The 15932-nt window shown below is 72.6% G+C and carries 14 protein-coding genes and 1 pseudogene; 7 read left to right on the forward strand and 8 right to left on the reverse strand.

What is annotated here, in order from left to right; translation table 11 throughout:
• Both DW309_RS15875 and DW309_RS15880 read left to right on the forward strand, forming a co-directional pair.
• On the forward strand, window positions 1-1406 hold a 1406-nt coding region (locus DW309_RS15875; protein WP_136045913.1), incomplete at its 5' end, for an amino acid ABC transporter substrate-binding protein/permease.
• On the forward strand, window positions 1403-2131 hold the full coding sequence (locus DW309_RS15880) for an amino acid ABC transporter ATP-binding protein (protein WP_136032829.1): 729 nt from the start codon (window positions 1403-1405) through the stop codon (window positions 2129-2131). The genes DW309_RS15875 and DW309_RS15880, both read left to right, overlap by 4 nt.
• Before the next feature lie 25 nt (window positions 2132-2156).
• On the opposite strand, the gene DW309_RS15885 is transcribed toward DW309_RS15880, so the two are convergent.
• A complete protein-coding gene (locus DW309_RS15885; RefSeq protein ID WP_136045914.1) occupies window positions 2157-3464 on the reverse strand; it encodes an MFS transporter in 1308 nt (435 codons plus the stop codon).
• Window positions 3461-3940, reverse strand: a complete 480-nt coding sequence (locus tag DW309_RS15890; protein WP_136032833.1) for a winged helix-turn-helix transcriptional regulator — start codon at window positions 3938-3940, stop codon at window positions 3461-3463. Before DW309_RS15890 ends, DW309_RS15885 begins: the two co-directional genes overlap by 4 nt.
• A gap of 185 nt (window positions 3941-4125) precedes the next feature.
• Here DW309_RS15890 and DW309_RS15895 point away from each other — a divergent pair, with 185 nt between their 5' ends.
• Window positions 4126-5421: a PA0049 C-terminal domain-containing protein gene (locus DW309_RS15895; RefSeq protein ID WP_136045915.1), complete on the forward strand. Its 1296-nt coding sequence runs from the start codon at window positions 4126-4128 to the stop codon at window positions 5419-5421.
• A 13-nt stretch (window positions 5422-5434) separates the two neighbouring features.
• Here DW309_RS15895 and purD read toward each other — a convergent pair whose 3' ends face one another.
• Complete coding sequence (gene purD / locus DW309_RS15900) at window positions 5435-6712, reverse strand: phosphoribosylamine--glycine ligase (protein ID WP_136032835.1); 1278 nt, start codon at window positions 6710-6712, stop codon at window positions 5435-5437.
• A 48-nt stretch (window positions 6713-6760) separates the two neighbouring features.
• Window positions 6761-7435 (reverse strand): NUDIX hydrolase, encoded by a 675-nt coding sequence (locus DW309_RS15905; protein WP_136037306.1) that lies wholly within the window; start codon window positions 7433-7435, stop codon window positions 6761-6763.
• A 53-nt stretch (window positions 7436-7488) separates the two neighbouring features.
• On the opposite strand from DW309_RS15905, the gene DW309_RS15910 reads away from it, so the two are divergent.
• Entirely contained in the window at window positions 7489-7857 is a 369-nt protein-coding gene (locus DW309_RS15910; protein WP_136032839.1) for a sterol carrier family protein, read from the forward strand.
• Here the strand turns inward: DW309_RS15910 and DW309_RS15915 are convergent.
• Genes DW309_RS15915 through DW309_RS15925 form a run of 3 tightly spaced genes read right to left on the reverse strand, consistent with a single transcriptional unit; the run spans window position 7854 to window position 10800 of the window.
• Entirely contained in the window at window positions 7854-8627 is a 774-nt protein-coding gene (locus tag DW309_RS15915; RefSeq protein WP_136045916.1) for a heme ABC transporter ATP-binding protein, read from the reverse strand. The genes DW309_RS15910 and DW309_RS15915 overlap by 4 nt on opposite strands.
• Window positions 8624-9697, reverse strand: a complete 1074-nt coding sequence (locus DW309_RS15920; protein WP_136045917.1) for a FecCD family ABC transporter permease — start codon at window positions 9695-9697, stop codon at window positions 8624-8626. Before DW309_RS15920 ends, DW309_RS15915 begins: the two co-directional genes overlap by 4 nt.
• A complete protein-coding gene (locus DW309_RS15925) occupies window positions 9694-10800 on the reverse strand; it encodes a heme/hemin ABC transporter substrate-binding protein (RefSeq protein ID WP_136045918.1) in 1107 nt (368 codons plus the stop codon). Before DW309_RS15925 ends, DW309_RS15920 begins: the two co-directional genes overlap by 4 nt.
• Before the next feature lie 161 nt (window positions 10801-10961).
• Here DW309_RS15925 and DW309_RS15930 point away from each other — a divergent pair, with 161 nt between their 5' ends.
• Together DW309_RS15930 and DW309_RS15935 are read left to right on the forward strand one after the other, a co-directional pair.
• Window positions 10962-14081 carry an HtaA domain-containing protein gene (locus DW309_RS15930; RefSeq protein ID WP_136045919.1) on the forward strand — a complete coding sequence of 1040 codons (3120 nt, stop codon included), beginning with the start codon at window positions 10962-10964 and terminating at the stop codon, window positions 14079-14081.
• A 98-nt stretch (window positions 14082-14179) separates the two neighbouring features.
• Window positions 14180-14497, forward strand: a complete 318-nt coding sequence (locus tag DW309_RS15935) for a potassium transporter Trk (RefSeq protein WP_136029158.1) — start codon at window positions 14180-14182, stop codon at window positions 14495-14497.
• 2 nt (window positions 14498-14499) lie between these two features.
• Here DW309_RS15935 and DW309_RS15940 read toward each other — a convergent pair whose 3' ends face one another.
• Window positions 14500-15105: a zinc-binding alcohol dehydrogenase gene (locus DW309_RS15940; protein ID WP_136045920.1), complete on the reverse strand. Its 606-nt coding sequence runs from the start codon at window positions 15103-15105 to the stop codon at window positions 14500-14502.
• A 152-nt stretch (window positions 15106-15257) separates the two neighbouring features.
• On the opposite strand from DW309_RS15940, the pseudogene DW309_RS15945 reads away from it, so the two are divergent.
• Window positions 15258-15932, forward strand: a pseudogene (locus DW309_RS15945) (hypothetical protein); the annotation flags it as partial.

The following is a 15932-nucleotide window of genomic DNA, read 5'->3' on the forward strand; positions in this document are numbered from 1 at the left end:
CCGCGCTCGTCGCCGCCGGGGCGCTCCTCGCCGGAGCCGCGCCCGCCGCGGCCGAGGGCGAGACCTACGTGATCGGCACCGACACCACGTTCGCCCCGTTCGAGTTCACGGACGCGAACGGCGAGCTCGTCGGCATCGACATGGACCTGCTGCGCGCGATCGCGAAGGACCAGGGCTTCGAGGTCGAGATCCGCCAGCTGGGCTTCGACGCCGCCGTGCAGGCCCTCCAGTCCAACCAGGTCGACGCGGTGATGGCCGGCATGTCAATCACCGAGGAGCGCCAGCAGACGTTCGACTTCAGCGACCCCTACTTCACCAGCGGCGTGCAGCTGGGGGTGCTGGAGTCCAGCGACATCGAGTCGCTCGACGACCTCGACGGCAAGGCGGTCGCGGTCAAGACCGGCACGCAGGGCCAGACCTTCGCCGAGGAGAACCAGGAGAAGTACGGCTTCCGCATCACGCCCTACCAGGACACGACCGACATGGTCGATGCCGTGAAGGCCGGGCAGGCGGTCGGCTACTTCGAGGACTTCCCGGTGCTCGCGTACGGCATCCAGCAGGGGTCGGGCTTCCGGCTGATCGGCGATCCGGAGCTCGGCGGCGAGTACGGCTTCGCGGTCAACAAGGGGCAGAACGCCGAGCTGCTGGAGATGTTCAACGCGGGGCTCGCGAACCTCCAGGACTCGGGCGAGTACGACGAGATCGTCGACACGTACCTCGCCTCGGGTGAGGGCGAGCAGAGCGCGCAGCCCACCGACATCATCTCCGTCGCGGTGAAGTACTGGCCCGCGCTCATGCAGGGTCTGTGGCTCACGATCCTCGCCACGATCGTCGCGGTGGTCGCGGCCTTCATCCTCGGCATCATCTTCGGCTTCGGGCGCATCTCGAAGTTCGCGCCGTTCCGCTGGGTCGCCACGGCCTACGTGTACGTGTTCCGCGGCACCCCGATCCTGATCCAGGCGTTCTTCGTGTTCTTCGCGATCCCGCAGCTGATCCCCGACCTGAAGTTCGACCCGTTCGTCGCCGGTGCGATCACGCTGTCGCTCAACACCGGTGCCTACATGACCGAGATCATCCGCGGCGGTATCCAGGCGGTCGACCCCGGTCAGGCCGAGGCCTCGCGTTCGCTGGGCCTGAGCCACTGGAAGACGATGCGCAAGGTCGTGCTGCCGCAGGCGTTCCGCATCATGATCCCCTCGTTCGTGAACCAGGGCATCATCACCCTCAAGGACACCTCGCTCATCAGCGTGATCGGCCTCGCGGAGCTGACCTTCGTGTCGCGCCAGATCATCGCCTCCACCTACCTGTCGGCGCAGGTGCTCACCATCGTCGCCATCATCTACTTCGTCGTGATCACGCTGCTGACGCTGCTCGCGAACCGCCTGGAGAGGACGCTCAACGCATGAGCAAGATCGACGTCAGGAACCTGCACAAGTCGTTCGGCGACAACGAGGTCCTGAAGGGCATCGACCTCACGGTCGACGACGGCGAGGTCGTCGCGGTGATCGGGCCCTCCGGCTCGGGCAAGTCCACGCTGCTGCGGTGCCTCAACAAGCTCGAGGAGCCGACCTCGGGGCACGTCGTCATCGACGGGGTCGACCTCACCGACAAGAGCGTCAAGCTCGACGAGGTGCGCCAGCGCATCGGCATGGTCTTCCAGCACTTCAACCTGTTCCCGCACATGACCGTGCTGGAGAACATCACCCTCGCGCCGGTTGAGCTCGGCCGCATGACCAAGGCCCAGGCGCGCGAGCGGGCGCTGTCGCTGCTGGAGCGCGTGGGACTGTCGGAGAAGGCGGACGCCAAGCCCGCGTCGCTCTCCGGAGGCCAGAAGCAGCGGGTGGCCATCGCCCGTGCACTCGCGATGGACCCCGAGATCATGCTGTTCGACGAGGCCACCAGTGCGCTCGACCCGGAGATGGTCGGCGAGGTGCTGCAGGTGATCCGCGACCTGGCCGAGGGCGGCATGACCATGGTGCTCGTGACGCACGAGATGGGCTTCGCGCGCGAGGTGTCCGACCGCACGGTGTTCATGGACGGCGGTGTCGTGGTCGAGGAGGCTGCGCCCGCCGAGCTGTTCGGCTCCCCCAAGAACGAGCGCCTGCAGGACTTCCTGTCGAAGGTGCTCTGACCGATCCGTTCCGCGGCGGGGCGCGTTACTCGCGGACGGGTGCGGGGTGGCGGCGGATGGTCGCGCTGACCAGTGCCGCGACAGCGCAGAGGCCGGCGGCGGCGAACCACGCGACCGTGTACTGGCCGGTGTGGTCGCGCACGAGCCCGGCGAGGATCGAGGCGATGCCCGCACCGATCTGGTGAGCCGCGAACACCCAGCCGAACACCAGCGGGCCGCGGTCGCCGAACACCTCGCGGCACAGCGCGATCGTCGGCGGCACCGTGGCGACCCAGTCGAGGCCGTAGATCACGATGAACACGATGATGCTGGGCTGCACCTCGGCCGACAGCAGGCTGGGCAGGAACAGCAGGCTCACCCCGCGCAGGGCGTAGTACGCGGCGAGCAGGATGCGCGGGTTGACGTGGTCGGTCAGCCAGCCGGAGAACACGGTGCCCGCGATGTCGAAGATCCCGACCACGGCCAGGAGTCCGGCGGCTGTCGTGGTCGGCATGCCGTGGTCGTGTGCGCTGGGGATGAAGTGCGTGCCGATCAGGCCGTTCGTGGTCGCGCCGCAGATCGCGAAGCCGATCGCGAGTGCCCAGAACGTCTTGGTGCGGGCGGCCTCGCGGAGCGTGCGGATGGCGAGGGCAGCGGCACCCCAGGCGTTGCCGCGGGGCAGGGGTGCCGGTGGGGAGGCGGGCGCGGGCTCGCCGTAGCGTCCGACGCCGAGGTCGCTCGGGCGGTTGCGCACGAAGATCCACACCAGGGGTGCGACCGCGAGCGCGCCGCCCGCGATGATGAACGACGCCCCGCGCCAGCCGATGTCCTCCGCCGCGGCCGCGATGACCGGCAGGAAGATCAGCTGCCCGGTGGCGCTGCCCGCGGTGAGCACGCCGGACACGAGACCGCGGCGCGTCGCGAACCAGGTGTCGGTGATGGTCGCGGCGAACACGAGCGCCATCGATCCGGTGCCGAGTCCGATCAGCACGCCCCACGTGAGGATGAGCTGGGCGGGGGTGGCGACGAGCACGCTCAGGGCGGCGCCCGCACCGATCACGAACAGGGCGGTGACGGTGACCGCGCGGATGCCGAAGCGTTGCATGAGCGCGGCCGCGAAGGGGGCGATCAGCCCGTACAGCAGCAGGTTGACGGAGACCGCGAGCGACAGCTCGGCCGTCGTCCAGCCGAACTCCTCCTCCAGCGGCACCATGAGCACGCCCGGCGCCGCCCGGAACCCCGCGGCGCCGATCAGGGCGATGAGGGCGACGAGGGCGACCGTCCAGGCGGGGTGGAGGCGGCGACGGCGTGCGGGTGGGTCCTGTACGGGCTCGTCGACGGACTCGGCGGTCATGCGTTCGCTCCGGTGTGCAGCGCGAACGGCTCGCCGCCCATGCTGCGCCGGGCCCACCGGGTGCTGTGCGCGTCGAGCGGGGCGTCGCAGTGCGCGCACCAGTCCACGGAGACGGCGGTGTCACCGCAGCGCGCGCACGAGACCTCGAGCCCCCAGGGGCCGTCCGGGTCGGTCGTGCGGCTGAAGCGGGCGTACGCGTGGAGGATCGGCAGCGTCGCCAGTCCGGCGTCGGTCAGGCGGTAGCCGCTGCGAGCCTCGCTCGGGTCTTCGCGGGTCAGGAGCCCGGCGTCGTGCATGGCGGTGAGCCGGCGCGACAGCACGGAGTCGGCGGCACCGGTGGCCGCGCGCAGCTCGTCGAAGCGGGTGCGGCCGGAGAACAGCTCGCGAAGAAGAAGGAGGACCCAGGGGTCGGCGAGCACGTCGGCCGAGCGGGCGATCGGGCACGTCGCGGACGACCAGTCGGAACGGAGGGGCATGCCGTCACTTTCTTGAAGAAAGTCGGCGGTGTCAAGCGCCGTGCTCGACGGTGGCAGGATTCCGGCGAACGATGGCGCGGAGGCGGGGTTCCGGATACCGTCGGCGGCTGCGGACGTCGCCCAGCCGTCGCCCACCGCGTTGGTATCGTGTTACACATTGCCCTCTTCCTCTGCAAGGAGATCCCATGCCCACGCCGTTCACGGGTGCCCGCCGCATCCGCCTGCTCACCGCCGTCGCGGCGGTCGCCGTCTCCGTGACGGGCTGCGCCTCCCCGGGCGCCGCTCCGAGCGCGAGCCCCACCGATGATGCGGGGGCCGCGCTCAACACCGAAGAGCTTCGGCTGTCGCTCCCTCTCGACGGCTCCGACGAACCGCTCTCCGCCGCGATGATCGAGAGCGGAGGGCTCGCCGATGTGGTGGCCGACTTCCGGTCGGCTCTGGCCGACGCTGACGCCGGAGACGTCGCGGACCTCGCGGAGGAGTCGGGCCAGGCGCTGTGGACCGCAGCGGTGACCGCAGCGCAGGGGAGTGATCAGGAGCGCGCCGACGAGGACCGCGGGTTGTACTGGGCGCGGCTCGCGATGCGGGTGGACCTCAAGAAGTGGGCATCCGATGGCGATCGGACGAAGCACCTCGATGCCGCCCTCGCCGCGCTGGAGGATGCGTCACGCGGGTACGGCGACGCGGTGTTCGCGTCCGACGGCGCTCGGCACGTCATGCTCAGCGGATTCGATCCGTTCGGCGACTGGGAGAAGACCCCGGGGCTGAGCAATCCCGCCGCCTCGATCGCGCTTCACCTCGACGGCCGCACGATCGACACGCCCACCGGGCCGGTCGTGTTCCAGGCGGTCATGCTGCCGGTGAACTGGCAGGCGTTCGACGACGAGGCCGTCGAACGGGCCTTCGCCCCGGCTCTCGCCGAGGGCGACGCCGACGCCGACCTCGCCGTCACCGTGAGCCAGGGCGGCTACGACGACTTCGAGATCGAGCAGTGGGCGGGAGCCTGGCGTGACGGAACCCCGGACAACGTCGGTGCCGGGGAGAAGGAGGGATATCGCGAGGAGGTGCCGTTCGCGTCGTCGTTCCCGCAGCCGGACACCGAGCCGCAGTTCATCGAGACCACGCTGCCCGTCGACGCCATGATCGCCGCAGGGACCACGCCATACGGGGTGAAGCTCAACCCGATCACCTGCACGGCGACGACGGCCGAGCGCGCCGACGACGGTGTCCAGTGCGACACGGTGGCGCCCGTAGCGGGTGCGTTCGCCTCATCCGGCTCCGGCGGGGCGTACCTCTCCAACGAGAGCATGTACCGCGTGAACCGCCTGCGTCAGGCGCTCGGCCGCGACGACATCCGCGGCGGGCACCTGCACACCCCTCTGCCGAAGGAGCCGACGAAGGGCACGGAGATCCCGTCCGAGCGTCGCGCCATCGTCGACCAGGCGACCGCGCTGCTGCTCGCTGCGGCGACCGCCGGCTGAACCGGGCCGCGCGCTACTCGGCGACGCGGGCGGCGATGTCGCTGCGGAAGTGCGCGCCCTCGAGTCGGATGCGCCCGATCGCGTCGTACGCGCGGTCGCGCGCCGTGCGGAAGTCCGGGGCGACGGCGACCACGTTCAGCACGCGGCCGCCCGTGGCGATGAGGGAGCCTCCGGGCGCGTCGGGGCTCGCGGTCGCGGCGTGCACCAGGCGCACACCCTCGACCTCGGCCGCCGCGTCCAGGCCCTCGATCGGACGGCCGGTCTGCGGCGACTCCGGGTAGCCCTCGCTCGCGAGGACCACGGTGATGGCGGCGTCGTCACGGAACTCCGGCTCCGGCTGATCCTCGAGCGTGCCCGAGGCCGCGGCGAACAGCAACTGCGACAGCGGGGTCTGCAGCCGCGGCAGCACGACCTGCGTCTCGGGGTCGCCGAAGCGCGCGTTGAACTCGATCACCCGCACGCCGTTCGGGGTGAGGATGAGCCCGGCGTACAGCAGCCCGATGAACGGCGTGCCCTCCGCGTCGAGCTGCCGGACCACGGGGAGCGCCACGTCGCGCGTGACCTCCTCGACGAAGGCCTGCTCGCTGCCGAACTGCTCCGCGAGCCACGGCAGCGGGGAGTACGCGCCCATGCCGCCCGTGTTGGGACCGGCGTCGCCGTCGTACGCCCGCTTGAAGTCCTGCGCGGGGCTGAGCGCCCGCACGGTGTCGCCGTCGCTCAGGAAGAACAGCGACACCTCGGGACCGGACAGGAACTCCTCCACGAGCACGGGCCCGGCGGGAAGGTACTGCGCGGCGTGCGCGAGCGCCTCGGCGCGGTCGTCCGTCACGATCACGCCCTTGCCCGCGGCGAGCCCGTCGGCCTTGACCACGTACGGGGCGCCCAGGTCGTCGAACGCGGCCTCGACCTCAGCGGTCGTCGCGGCACGCACGGCCCGCCCGGTCGGCACGCCCGCGGCGTCCATGACCCGCTTGGCGAACGACTTCGACCCCTCCAGCTGCGCCGCGGCCCTGCCCGGTCCGAACACGGGGATGCCGCGCTCGCGGAGCTCGTCGGCGACACCGGCGACCAGCGGAGCCTCCGGCCCGATCACGACGAGGTCGACCGCGTGCTCGTTCGCGAACGCCGTGACCGCGGCCGCGTCGAGCGGGTCGACCGACACGGGCGTCGCGTCGTGCGCGATGCCGGCGTTGCCCGGGGCGACGACGATCTCGTGCTCCACCTCCTCTGCGCGGAGGGCGAGGATGATCGCGTGCTCACGGGCACCGGAACCGAGGACGAGGATCTTCACCCGTCCAGCCTACCGAGGCCGGTACGGCGGGTTTCGGCCGCCCGCGCGTCACAGCTCGATGGGCCGCTCCACGGTCGCATCCCACGGCACCGTCCAGCCGGTGGCGTCGAACAGGGCATCGAGCACCATGGCCGTGAACCCCCACACGATGGTGCCGTCCACGTCGAACGCCGGGCCGCGGAACGTGCGGCCCATCCGCGACAGCGTCGAGGTGAACCGAGTCGCGGGGTCGAGCAGCTGGGCCACCGGCACGCGGAACACCTCGACGGTCTCCGCATGATCGACGGCGACGACCCGCGACGGCGACTGCCACCAGGCGAGCACGGGCGTGACGAGGTGGTTGCTCGCGGCGAGCGGGATGACCGGGAGGGTCGACAGCACCTCGACCCCCGCGGGGTCGAGCCCTGTCTCCTCCTCGGCCTCGCGCAGGGCGGTGGCCACGGCATCCGCGTCGGTTGGCTCGACGCGACCACCGGGGAACGATACCTGCCCGGGGTGGGACGACAGCGTGGGGGCGCGGCGCTGCAGCAGCACGTCGAGGTCGCGCGAGACGGCGGCGTCGGCGGCGGGGGCCGGGGTGCGGTCGAGCACGCCGAACAGGATGAGCACGGCGGCGTCGTGCGCGGTGCGCGGGTCGGCGAGCGGCGGGATCGGCACGCCCCAGGTGTGATCCGTGGCGGCGGCGAGCAGCTCGGCGCGCGCGCCCTGGGGGTGCATGCTCATACCCCGAGCTTAGGCCGCGGCCGGGTGCGGGGCCGCGGTTCTAGGGTGGAGCCATGGCGAGGAAGATCGACATCATCGACGGTCGTGCGGCGCTCGACGCCGTCCGGGCGGCGGAGGCGGCGGGCGAGAGGCCCCCGCGCACGTCGCTCGCGACCGCGGTGCGGTATCTGCTGCAGCTGCTCGACGAGAAGGCGCCGGGCAACAGCGTCGAGGTGCGAGTGCCGCCGTTCGGGGCCGTGCAGGTGATCCAGGGCCCGCGGCACACCCGGGGCACCCCGCCGAACGTCGTGGAGATGGACGCGGCGACCTGGATCGCGGTCGCCACGGGGGCCGAGGCCTGGACCGCCGCGGCCGAGTCCGGTCGGGTGCACGCCTCCGGCACCAGGGCCGACCTCGCCGGGGTGCTGCCGCTGCGGCCCTAGCGTCGCGCGACCACGAGGGGCACGCCCGTGGCCGGGTGGGGGAACACGTCGACGGGCTGCCCGTAGACCTGCTCGATCCGGGAGGCCGTGAGCACCTCGGCCGGGGTTCCGCCGGCGGTGACGCGGCCGTCCGCGAGCAGGGTCACGCGGTCGGCGTGCGCGAGCGCGGCATTCAGGTCGTGCAGCACGATGGCCACCGCGGCGCCCTCGGCGGCGCGGGCGCGGAGGAGCCGCATGACGTCTTCGTGGTGCTTGAGGTCGAGGGCCGCGGTGGGCTCGTCCAGCAGCAGCACGCCGGTGCTCTGGGCGATCACCCGGGCCAGGGCCACGCGGGCGCGCTCGCCGCCGGAGAGGGAGGGCACCGCGCGAGGCCCGAGCGCCGTGACCTCGGTCTGCGTCATGGCGTCCGCGACGATCCGGTCGTCGTCGTCGGCCGCGGGGGTGCGCGCCCACGGGGTGCGGCCCATGCGCACGACCTGTTCCGCGGTGAACGGGAAGGTGACCGTGTTCTCCTGCAGCAGCACGGCCCGCTGCTGCGCGAGGGCACGCGGCCGCAGGTCTCGCAGCGGGCGGCCGTCGAGGAGCACCTCCCCGGAGGCCGGGGCGACGTCGCCCGCCAGCACGCCGAACAGGGTGGACTTGCCCGCGCCGTTCGGTCCGACGAGCGCGTGCACCTCGCCCGCGTGCACGTCGATCGAGGCGTCGTGGAGGATGGTGCGTCCCTCGCCCACGCGCACCGTGAGTCCGGTGCCCCGCAGCCGCGGCATCATGCCCACCCTCCCGAGCGACGGCGCGTGCGCACCAGCAGCCAGAGGAAGAACGGCCCGCCCACGAGGGAGGTGATCATGCCGATCGGAAGGTCGGCCAGGGGAACGGCCGTGCGGGCGACGAGGTCGGCGACCGCGATGAGCAGCGCGCCGCCGAGGGCCGAGGCGATCACGAGGGGCAGGTGTGCGGGTCCGATCATCATGCGCATGAGGTGCGGCACGACGAGGCCGGCGAAACCGATGATCCCGGCGAATGCGACCGCGGCGCACACCAGCAGTGCGACGGTCACGATGACCACGAGGCGCAGCAGCTCCACGCGCACGCCGAGGTGCCGGGCGGTGCGCTCGCCGAGGGCGAAGAGGTCGAGGCTCGGCGCGACGATCAGGGCGACCACGACGCCGATCGCGACGAGCGGCGCCACGAGCTGGATGTTCGACCAGAGGGCCCCGTTGAGCGACCCGAGCTGCCAGAACACGATCTGCTCGCGCGTCGACGTGGTGCCGAGGAAGGTGAAGAACGCCATGCCCGCCCCGGCGATCGCGTTGATGGCGATGCCGGTGAGCAGCAGGGTCACGACCTCGGTGCGGCCGCCCGAGCGGCTGAGGAGGTACACGGAGAAGACCGCGACCAGCCCGCCCAGGAACGCGAACGCGGGGGTGGTCCACATGCCGAACGTGGCGAGGCCGAACGTGATGCTGGCCGCCGCACCGAGCGCCGCGCCCGACGAGACGCCCACCACGCCCGCGTCGGCGAGGGGGTTTCCGAAGATCGCCTGCATGAGCACGCCGGACACCGCGAGCGCGGCGCCCACGAGCAGGCCGAGCACCAGGCGCGGCAGTCGCAGGGTGTAGATCACGCCGTAGTCCGTGGCGGCGTCCGGCGCCCAGGCGGTGTCGATGCCGAGGCCCCGCAGCAGCACGCCCAGCAACGCCGTGGGCGACAGGTCGTACTGACCGCTGGTGATCGAGACGACGCACGTGACGGCGAGGGCGACGAGGAGCCCCGTGACGACCAGCCCGAAGCGCAGTCCGCGGTGCCGCGCCGGCGTGGGGGTGACGACCTCGCCGCTCACTGGGGCGGCTCGGCGGTGTACAGCGCGCGGGCGAGGGCGCCGATCACGTCGGCCGACCGGGGACCGAAGCTCAGGATCTCCGCGTCGGCCATGTCGATCACCCGGCGGTTCGCCCCGGCGGGGGTCTGTGCCACGGCGGGGATCCGTTCGATCAGCCCGTCGATGCCTCCCACGGACTCCAGGCCGTCGGTCATCATGACGAGCACGTCCGGCTGCGCGGCGACCAGGGCCTCCGCGGTCATCGGCTTCATGCCCTCCCAGCCGATCTCGGAGGCGACGTCGACACCGCCGACCGCATCGATGAGCGAGTCCGCCCCCGAGTCCGCGCCGAAGATGTAGTAGACGTTGGCGCTGCCGCGCACGTAGAGGAACAGCATGCGGGCGCGGTCCTCCGGTGCGGCCGGGGTCACCTGCGCGATCTCGCCGAGCACGGACGCCACCCGCGCATCGAGGCGCTCGATCAGCTCGGCGCCGCGGCTGGGCACCCCGAGCGCGGCGGCGATCTCGGTGACGAGCGCATCGGTGGTGTCGAGGCGACGGTCGCCCGAGATGACGACGACCGCGATCCCGGCGTCCCGGAGCTGCTGGCGGACTTCCTTCGGGCCGATCGTGGTGTCGGTGAGGATGACGGTGGGAGCGAGCCCGAGGATCGCCTCGGGGTTGAGCGTGTGGCCGGTCTTCGTGACCACGGGCAGCTCCTCGGTGCCGGGGAACAGGGTCGAGGAGTCGCGGCCGACCACCTGGTCGCCCAGGCCGAGCGCGAACACCGTGGACGCGATGGTGCCGGAGATGTCGATCGGGAGGATGCGGTCGACGTCGGTCACCTCGACCGTCCGACCCTCGCTGTCGGTCACCGTCACGGGCAGCTGGGGCGCGGTGCGGTCGTCGACCGGGGTGATCGCGTGGCTGGCGAGGCAGGCGGTCGCGGGACCCGTGGCGGTGCGGACGTCGTCCACGAGGTCGAGCTCGGTGAGGGGGACCGAGGCCTGAGGGCAGGTGTCGTCGACGGCCGGCGGGGCCGCGGCGGTGGCGTCGGGGTCGGCGCAGGCGGCGAGTCCGACGGCGAGAGCGGCAGCCAGGACGAGGGCGGAGAGGCGTCGCATTAGGCAAGGCTATCCTAAAACTTGACGCTGTCGTGGCGAGCGCCCTACGCTCGGGATCGACGGCTTACTTAGCTGAGCCTAACCAATATTCCATCCTCGCCCGACTGCCCGTGCGGCCTCGCCGGAGCGCTCCCGAGCGCGCCCGGCGGCCGTGGAGAATCGTGAACGACACAGCCATCGCATCCCCCGGGAGCCCGCGCCTGCGCGCCCTGCTCGCCGCCCTGATCTCCGTCCTCCTCATCGCCGCCGGGGCGGTGATCGTCCCACCCGCGCACGCCGCCGGCGGAACCGTGACCCCCACCGTCACCTCCGCAGACACCGCCGGTCTCTCCGTGCAGGTGCAGGCGAGCGGTCTGCCCGACGTGACCGGCGCCTACGCCGCGCTCATCGTGAAGGGCACCGAGAGCGGTCTGACCGGGTCCGGCGGCTACGCCGCGTTCGCGCTGCCGTTCCCGCGCGTGGAGGGCGGCGCGAGCAGCTTCGCCCTCACCGCCGCCGTGGGATCGCTCGACCGCACGAAGGCGTACGAGGTGCTCGTGTGGCAGCAGCACTCCAACCCGAACGAGACGACCATCTACGGCCGCGGCGACGTGGCGATCTCGGCGGCACAGTGGGACGCGCTGTTCGGCACCACGCCGACCGATCCCGGTGAGACCGACCCGGGCACCGATCCCGGTGAGACCGACCCGGGAGAGACGGACCCCGGTGAGACCGACCCGGGCACCGACCCCGGCGAGACCGACCCCGGCACCGACCCCGGCGAGACCGACCCCGGCGAGACCGACCCGGGCGAGACGGACCCGGGCGAGACGGATCCGGGTAGCGACCCGGGCACCGATCCCGGCGAGGGCGAGCCGTCCGCGGCGATCGAGGTGTTCCTCGCCGACGGCGTGACCCCCGCGACCGGCGTCGCGCTCTGGGCCGGTGACCGGATCGTCGTGAAGGGCAGCGGCTACGACCCGACCGCGAACGTCGGCGGGCGCGGCGTGCCCATCCCCGCGCACCTGCCGCAGGGCACCTACGTGGTGTTCGGTAACTTCGGTGCGGACTGGCAGCCGTCCACGGGCGCCGCATCGTCGACACGCTCCGTCGGTGCCCAGGCCTGGGCGCTCGCCGAGGGTGTGCTGGACCAGGTGCCCGCGCAGTATCAGGGCGCGATCCGTGCGCAGTGGGTCGACATCTCCGCCGACGGCTCGTTCCAGGTGACGCTCACCCTGAAGGACACGCCCGCGACCCCCGGCTCTTACGGTGTCTACACCTACGCGGCAGGCGGTGTGCGCAACGCCGACCAGGAGCGCAGCGTCGCCCTGGACTACCGCATCGCCCCCACGCTCACCGCGTCGGTGGAGTCCGCCACCGCGAAGGACGGCCTGACCGTCACGGCAGCCGCGGCGAAGCTCGGCGCGGTCACCGGCGCCTACGTGGCGCTCATCAAGGCGGGGACCGAGGCCGACGTCACGGCCGGCGGCGGCTTCCTCGCGATGCAGTACGTGCGGAACATCGACGCCGGTGCGTTCACGGTCGACCTGAACACCGCCGCGAAGAACCTCGACCGCACCCAGACCTACGAGGTGATCGTGTGGAAGCAGCACACGATGCCGAACGACGCCACGATCCACGCGCGCGCCGCGGTCACGATCACCGACGCGCAGTGGACGGCGCTGCTCGGCGACGAGCCGGAGGAGCCGGCGGAGCCGAAGCCGCCCGTGACGCCGACGACGCCGCCGGTGAGCGTGCCGGGCGGCTCGCTGCGCTGGGCCATCTCCACGTCGTTCGCGAACTACGTCGCCGGTCCCATCGCGCAAGGCGCCATCCAGGTGTCCGGCGGCGCGACGCGCTCCGGCGGACAGTTCCAGTTCGGGCAGACCGTCGGCGGCGACTACGACGCGAGCACCGGCCTCGGCAGCGTGGTCTACCGCGGCGCCGTGCGCTTCACCGGTCACCACGGCGTGCTCGACGTCACGGTCTCCGACCCCGTGGTGCGGGTGACCTCGGCGGGAGCAGCGACGGTGTACGTGACCAGCGGCGGCGCCCAGGTGCCGTTCGCGACGCTCGACCTGACGCGCGCGGCCCGGATCACGGCGAACGGAGCCGTGACCTACTCGGGCGCCCCCGCCACGCTGACGGCCGCCGGTCGTGACCGCGTGCTCTCGGGCTACTCCACCACGCTCGACCCGGTCACGTTCACGATCGGCTCGGCCGCCGCGGCACCCTCGGGGTCGACCGGCACCGTCGCCGCCGCTGCGGTCGTGAAGCGGGCAACGCTCCCCGCGACCCCGCCGGCGAGCGAGGGCATCGACGTCGACGAGCAGAACCTCGCCGCGCTCGCGTCCGGGCAGCCGGCCACCGTGACCGCCTCCGGGTTCCGCCCCAACGAGGAGGGCATCAAGGTCGTGGTGTACTCCACGCCCGTGCTGCTCGACACCGTGACCGCCGATGCCTCGGGTGTCGCGACCTGGTCGGGCGCCCTGCCCGCCGCGCTCGAGGACGGCGCGCACACGCTCACGTTCCAGGGATCGGTCGACCGCGGTCTCGCGTTCACCCTCGCTCGCGCGACCGCCGCGATCGGCACGTGCACGGTCGAGGGGGCGACGCTGAACTGGGGGTACAAGGAGTCGTTCCGCACCTACATCGAGGGCATTGCGAAGGGTGGCTGGACCCTGACCGACGTGGCCTACCGCTACCCCGACTTCGTGTGGGAGAACGGTGCGGGCTCGCTCGACGGCACCGCGCTCACCGGGCTCGTCACCTACGGCGGCAGCATCGCGTTCACGGGTCACGACGGTGCGCTGAACACCACGCTCGGGAACGCCAGGGTCGAGCTCGCGGGCGACACCGGCTACCTGGTGTTCGACGTGACCGGCACCACGCAGGCCGGGGAGAGCGTCGACCAGCAGGGCGTGCGACTCGCGGAGTTCCCGCTCGCGGACGCCGCGGTCGTCGACGGCGCGCTCCGGCTGGACGCGGTGGCCACGACGCTCACCGAGGCGGGGGCCGCGGCCTTCGGCACGTATCAGGCGGGGGAGCAGCTCGACCCGGTGACCGCCGTGATCCCCGTCGACACCGCGTGCGGCACGGCCGTGGCGGAGGAGCCGGAGGCGGACGCGGGGGCGAGCGCGGCGGTCACCGCGGTGACGGAGCCGGCCGACACGGAGGGTGCACCGGTCTGGCCGTGGATCGTCGGCGGCCTCGTCGTCGTGGCGCTCGCCGCCGGAGGAGGCGTGCTGATCGCCCGCCGCAGCCGCACGGCACAGGCCGAGCCGGAGACCACCGAGGGCTGAGCCGCGGACGCACCCGCCCTCTCCCGGACGACCCGGGGGAGGGCGGGTGCGCAGGGGGCCGGGTGCCCGACCCGCCCGGACGGTGGGACAATGGAGACATGGCCCCCCAGGATTCCCACCAGACCGTCGAAGCGACCGTGCGCCGTGTGCCGCGGTACGGCGTGCTCATGGGCATCGGGGTCGTGCTCGGGGTCGTCGTCGCGGGCGTCCTCACGATGATGGGCAGCTACGACGAGTCGCAGGCGCTCGACGTGGTGTATCCCCCCGGTCAGGTGTTCGGGTTCCTGCTGCTGTGGACCGTGCCGTTCGGTCTCGCGCTCGGCGGGGTCGCCGGGCTCGTGCTGGAGCGGGTCGCGAGGCGCCACGACCGCGTGGTGAAGGTCGACCGCGAGACCGTCGTCGACGGCGAGGACTGAGCTCAGGCCAGCTCGGCGATCACGGGCCGGATGGCCGCGTCGAACGCCACCACGTCACGCCGCAGGCCGTCGGTCACCGCGACCGACAGTGCCCCGATCCACCAGATGCCCCGCTGTGACAGCGGGAGCACCTGCACGTTCAGCTCGAACGAGTGGGCGCGCCGACCGATCTCCCGCTCGAACTCCGCGATCGCGCTCGCATAGGCGCGGTAGGCGTCGCCGCCGGTGTGGCTGGTCATGGCGCCGACGTAGCGGTCGTGCGCCGCGTGGGCGAAGCGCAGGGCAGTCGCGGCGTGCGGCCGGATCGCCGCGGCGAGCTCGTCGGCCCCGGTCGCGGGCAGCGCGACGAGCGTCTCGAACCCGTCGATGAGCTCGAGCGGCACCCCGGAGTGATGCGCCCGTGGCTCGACCGTCATGTCCCAGTAGTCGCGCCACTGCGCCTCGATGGCGGGCGAGGCGTCCACGGCATCCGGCGCTCGCACGGGGAGCTCCCGGAGGGTGGGCAGGTCCTCCGGCGCGCGGATGCCCAGCAGTTGCCGCAGGGCGAGCGCGACCAGCACGGGGACGCTCGCGTCCTCGCGGATGAGCCACTGCGGCTTGTCGGCCATGCGCCCATCGTAGGGGGCGGTGCACCGGGCTCGGCGTCCTCGCAAGGTAAACCCCTGGACGAGCCGCGTCAACCCTCGCCGTGATACCCGGAGGGGGGAGTAGACCTGCCTGCACGTCGGCGGCCGTCGGCGCGGAGTCGAGAGGAAGAACGATGTCGCAGAGCAATGCACAGGGTGTCGCCGGCGGCGGCACGGACGAGTCGCCGGGGACCGTGAAGACCGCCGCGCACGAGGCGGCCGGGGTCGCCGGTACCGCGAAGGATGAGGCGGCGGGGGTCGTCGAGACCGCGAAGGCCGAGGCCGGCGCTGTGGCGCACGAGGCGAAGGACCAGATCCGCGACCTGTACCACCAGACCACGGCCGAGCTGTCGGAGCAGGCGGCGATCCAGCAGCGTCGCGTCGCGGACGGGCTGCGGTCGGTCGGCGGAGAGCTCGGCTCGATGGCGCAGAACGCCGAGGGCGGGGTCGCGGCGGATCTGGTCCGTCAGGCCTCCACCCGTATCCAGGGCATCGCCGGCTGGATCGGCGACCGTGACCCGGGGTCGCTGCTGACCGAGGTGAAGTCGTACGCGCGGGCCAAGCCGGGCACGTTCATCGCGGTCGCCGCCGTGGCCGGACTCGTCGTGGGACGCCTGACCCGGGCGCTGTCCGAGGGGGCGGCGGAGTCGGGTTCCGGCACGTCGACGCCGACCGCGGGCGCGGCCTCCACCACCGCGGTACCGGGGGCGACCGCCTCCGGGCTCTCGGGAGCGGGGGCCACTCCGAACCTCGACCCGGCGGCGACGACGCCGGCGGCGGTTCCCGGTTCCACGAGCGCGGGCGTGGGC

Origin of the sequence: Microbacterium sp. K41 (assembly GCF_004794395.1) — a bacterium.
GTDB lineage: Bacteria > Actinomycetota > Actinomycetes > Actinomycetales > Microbacteriaceae > Microbacterium > Microbacterium sufflavum.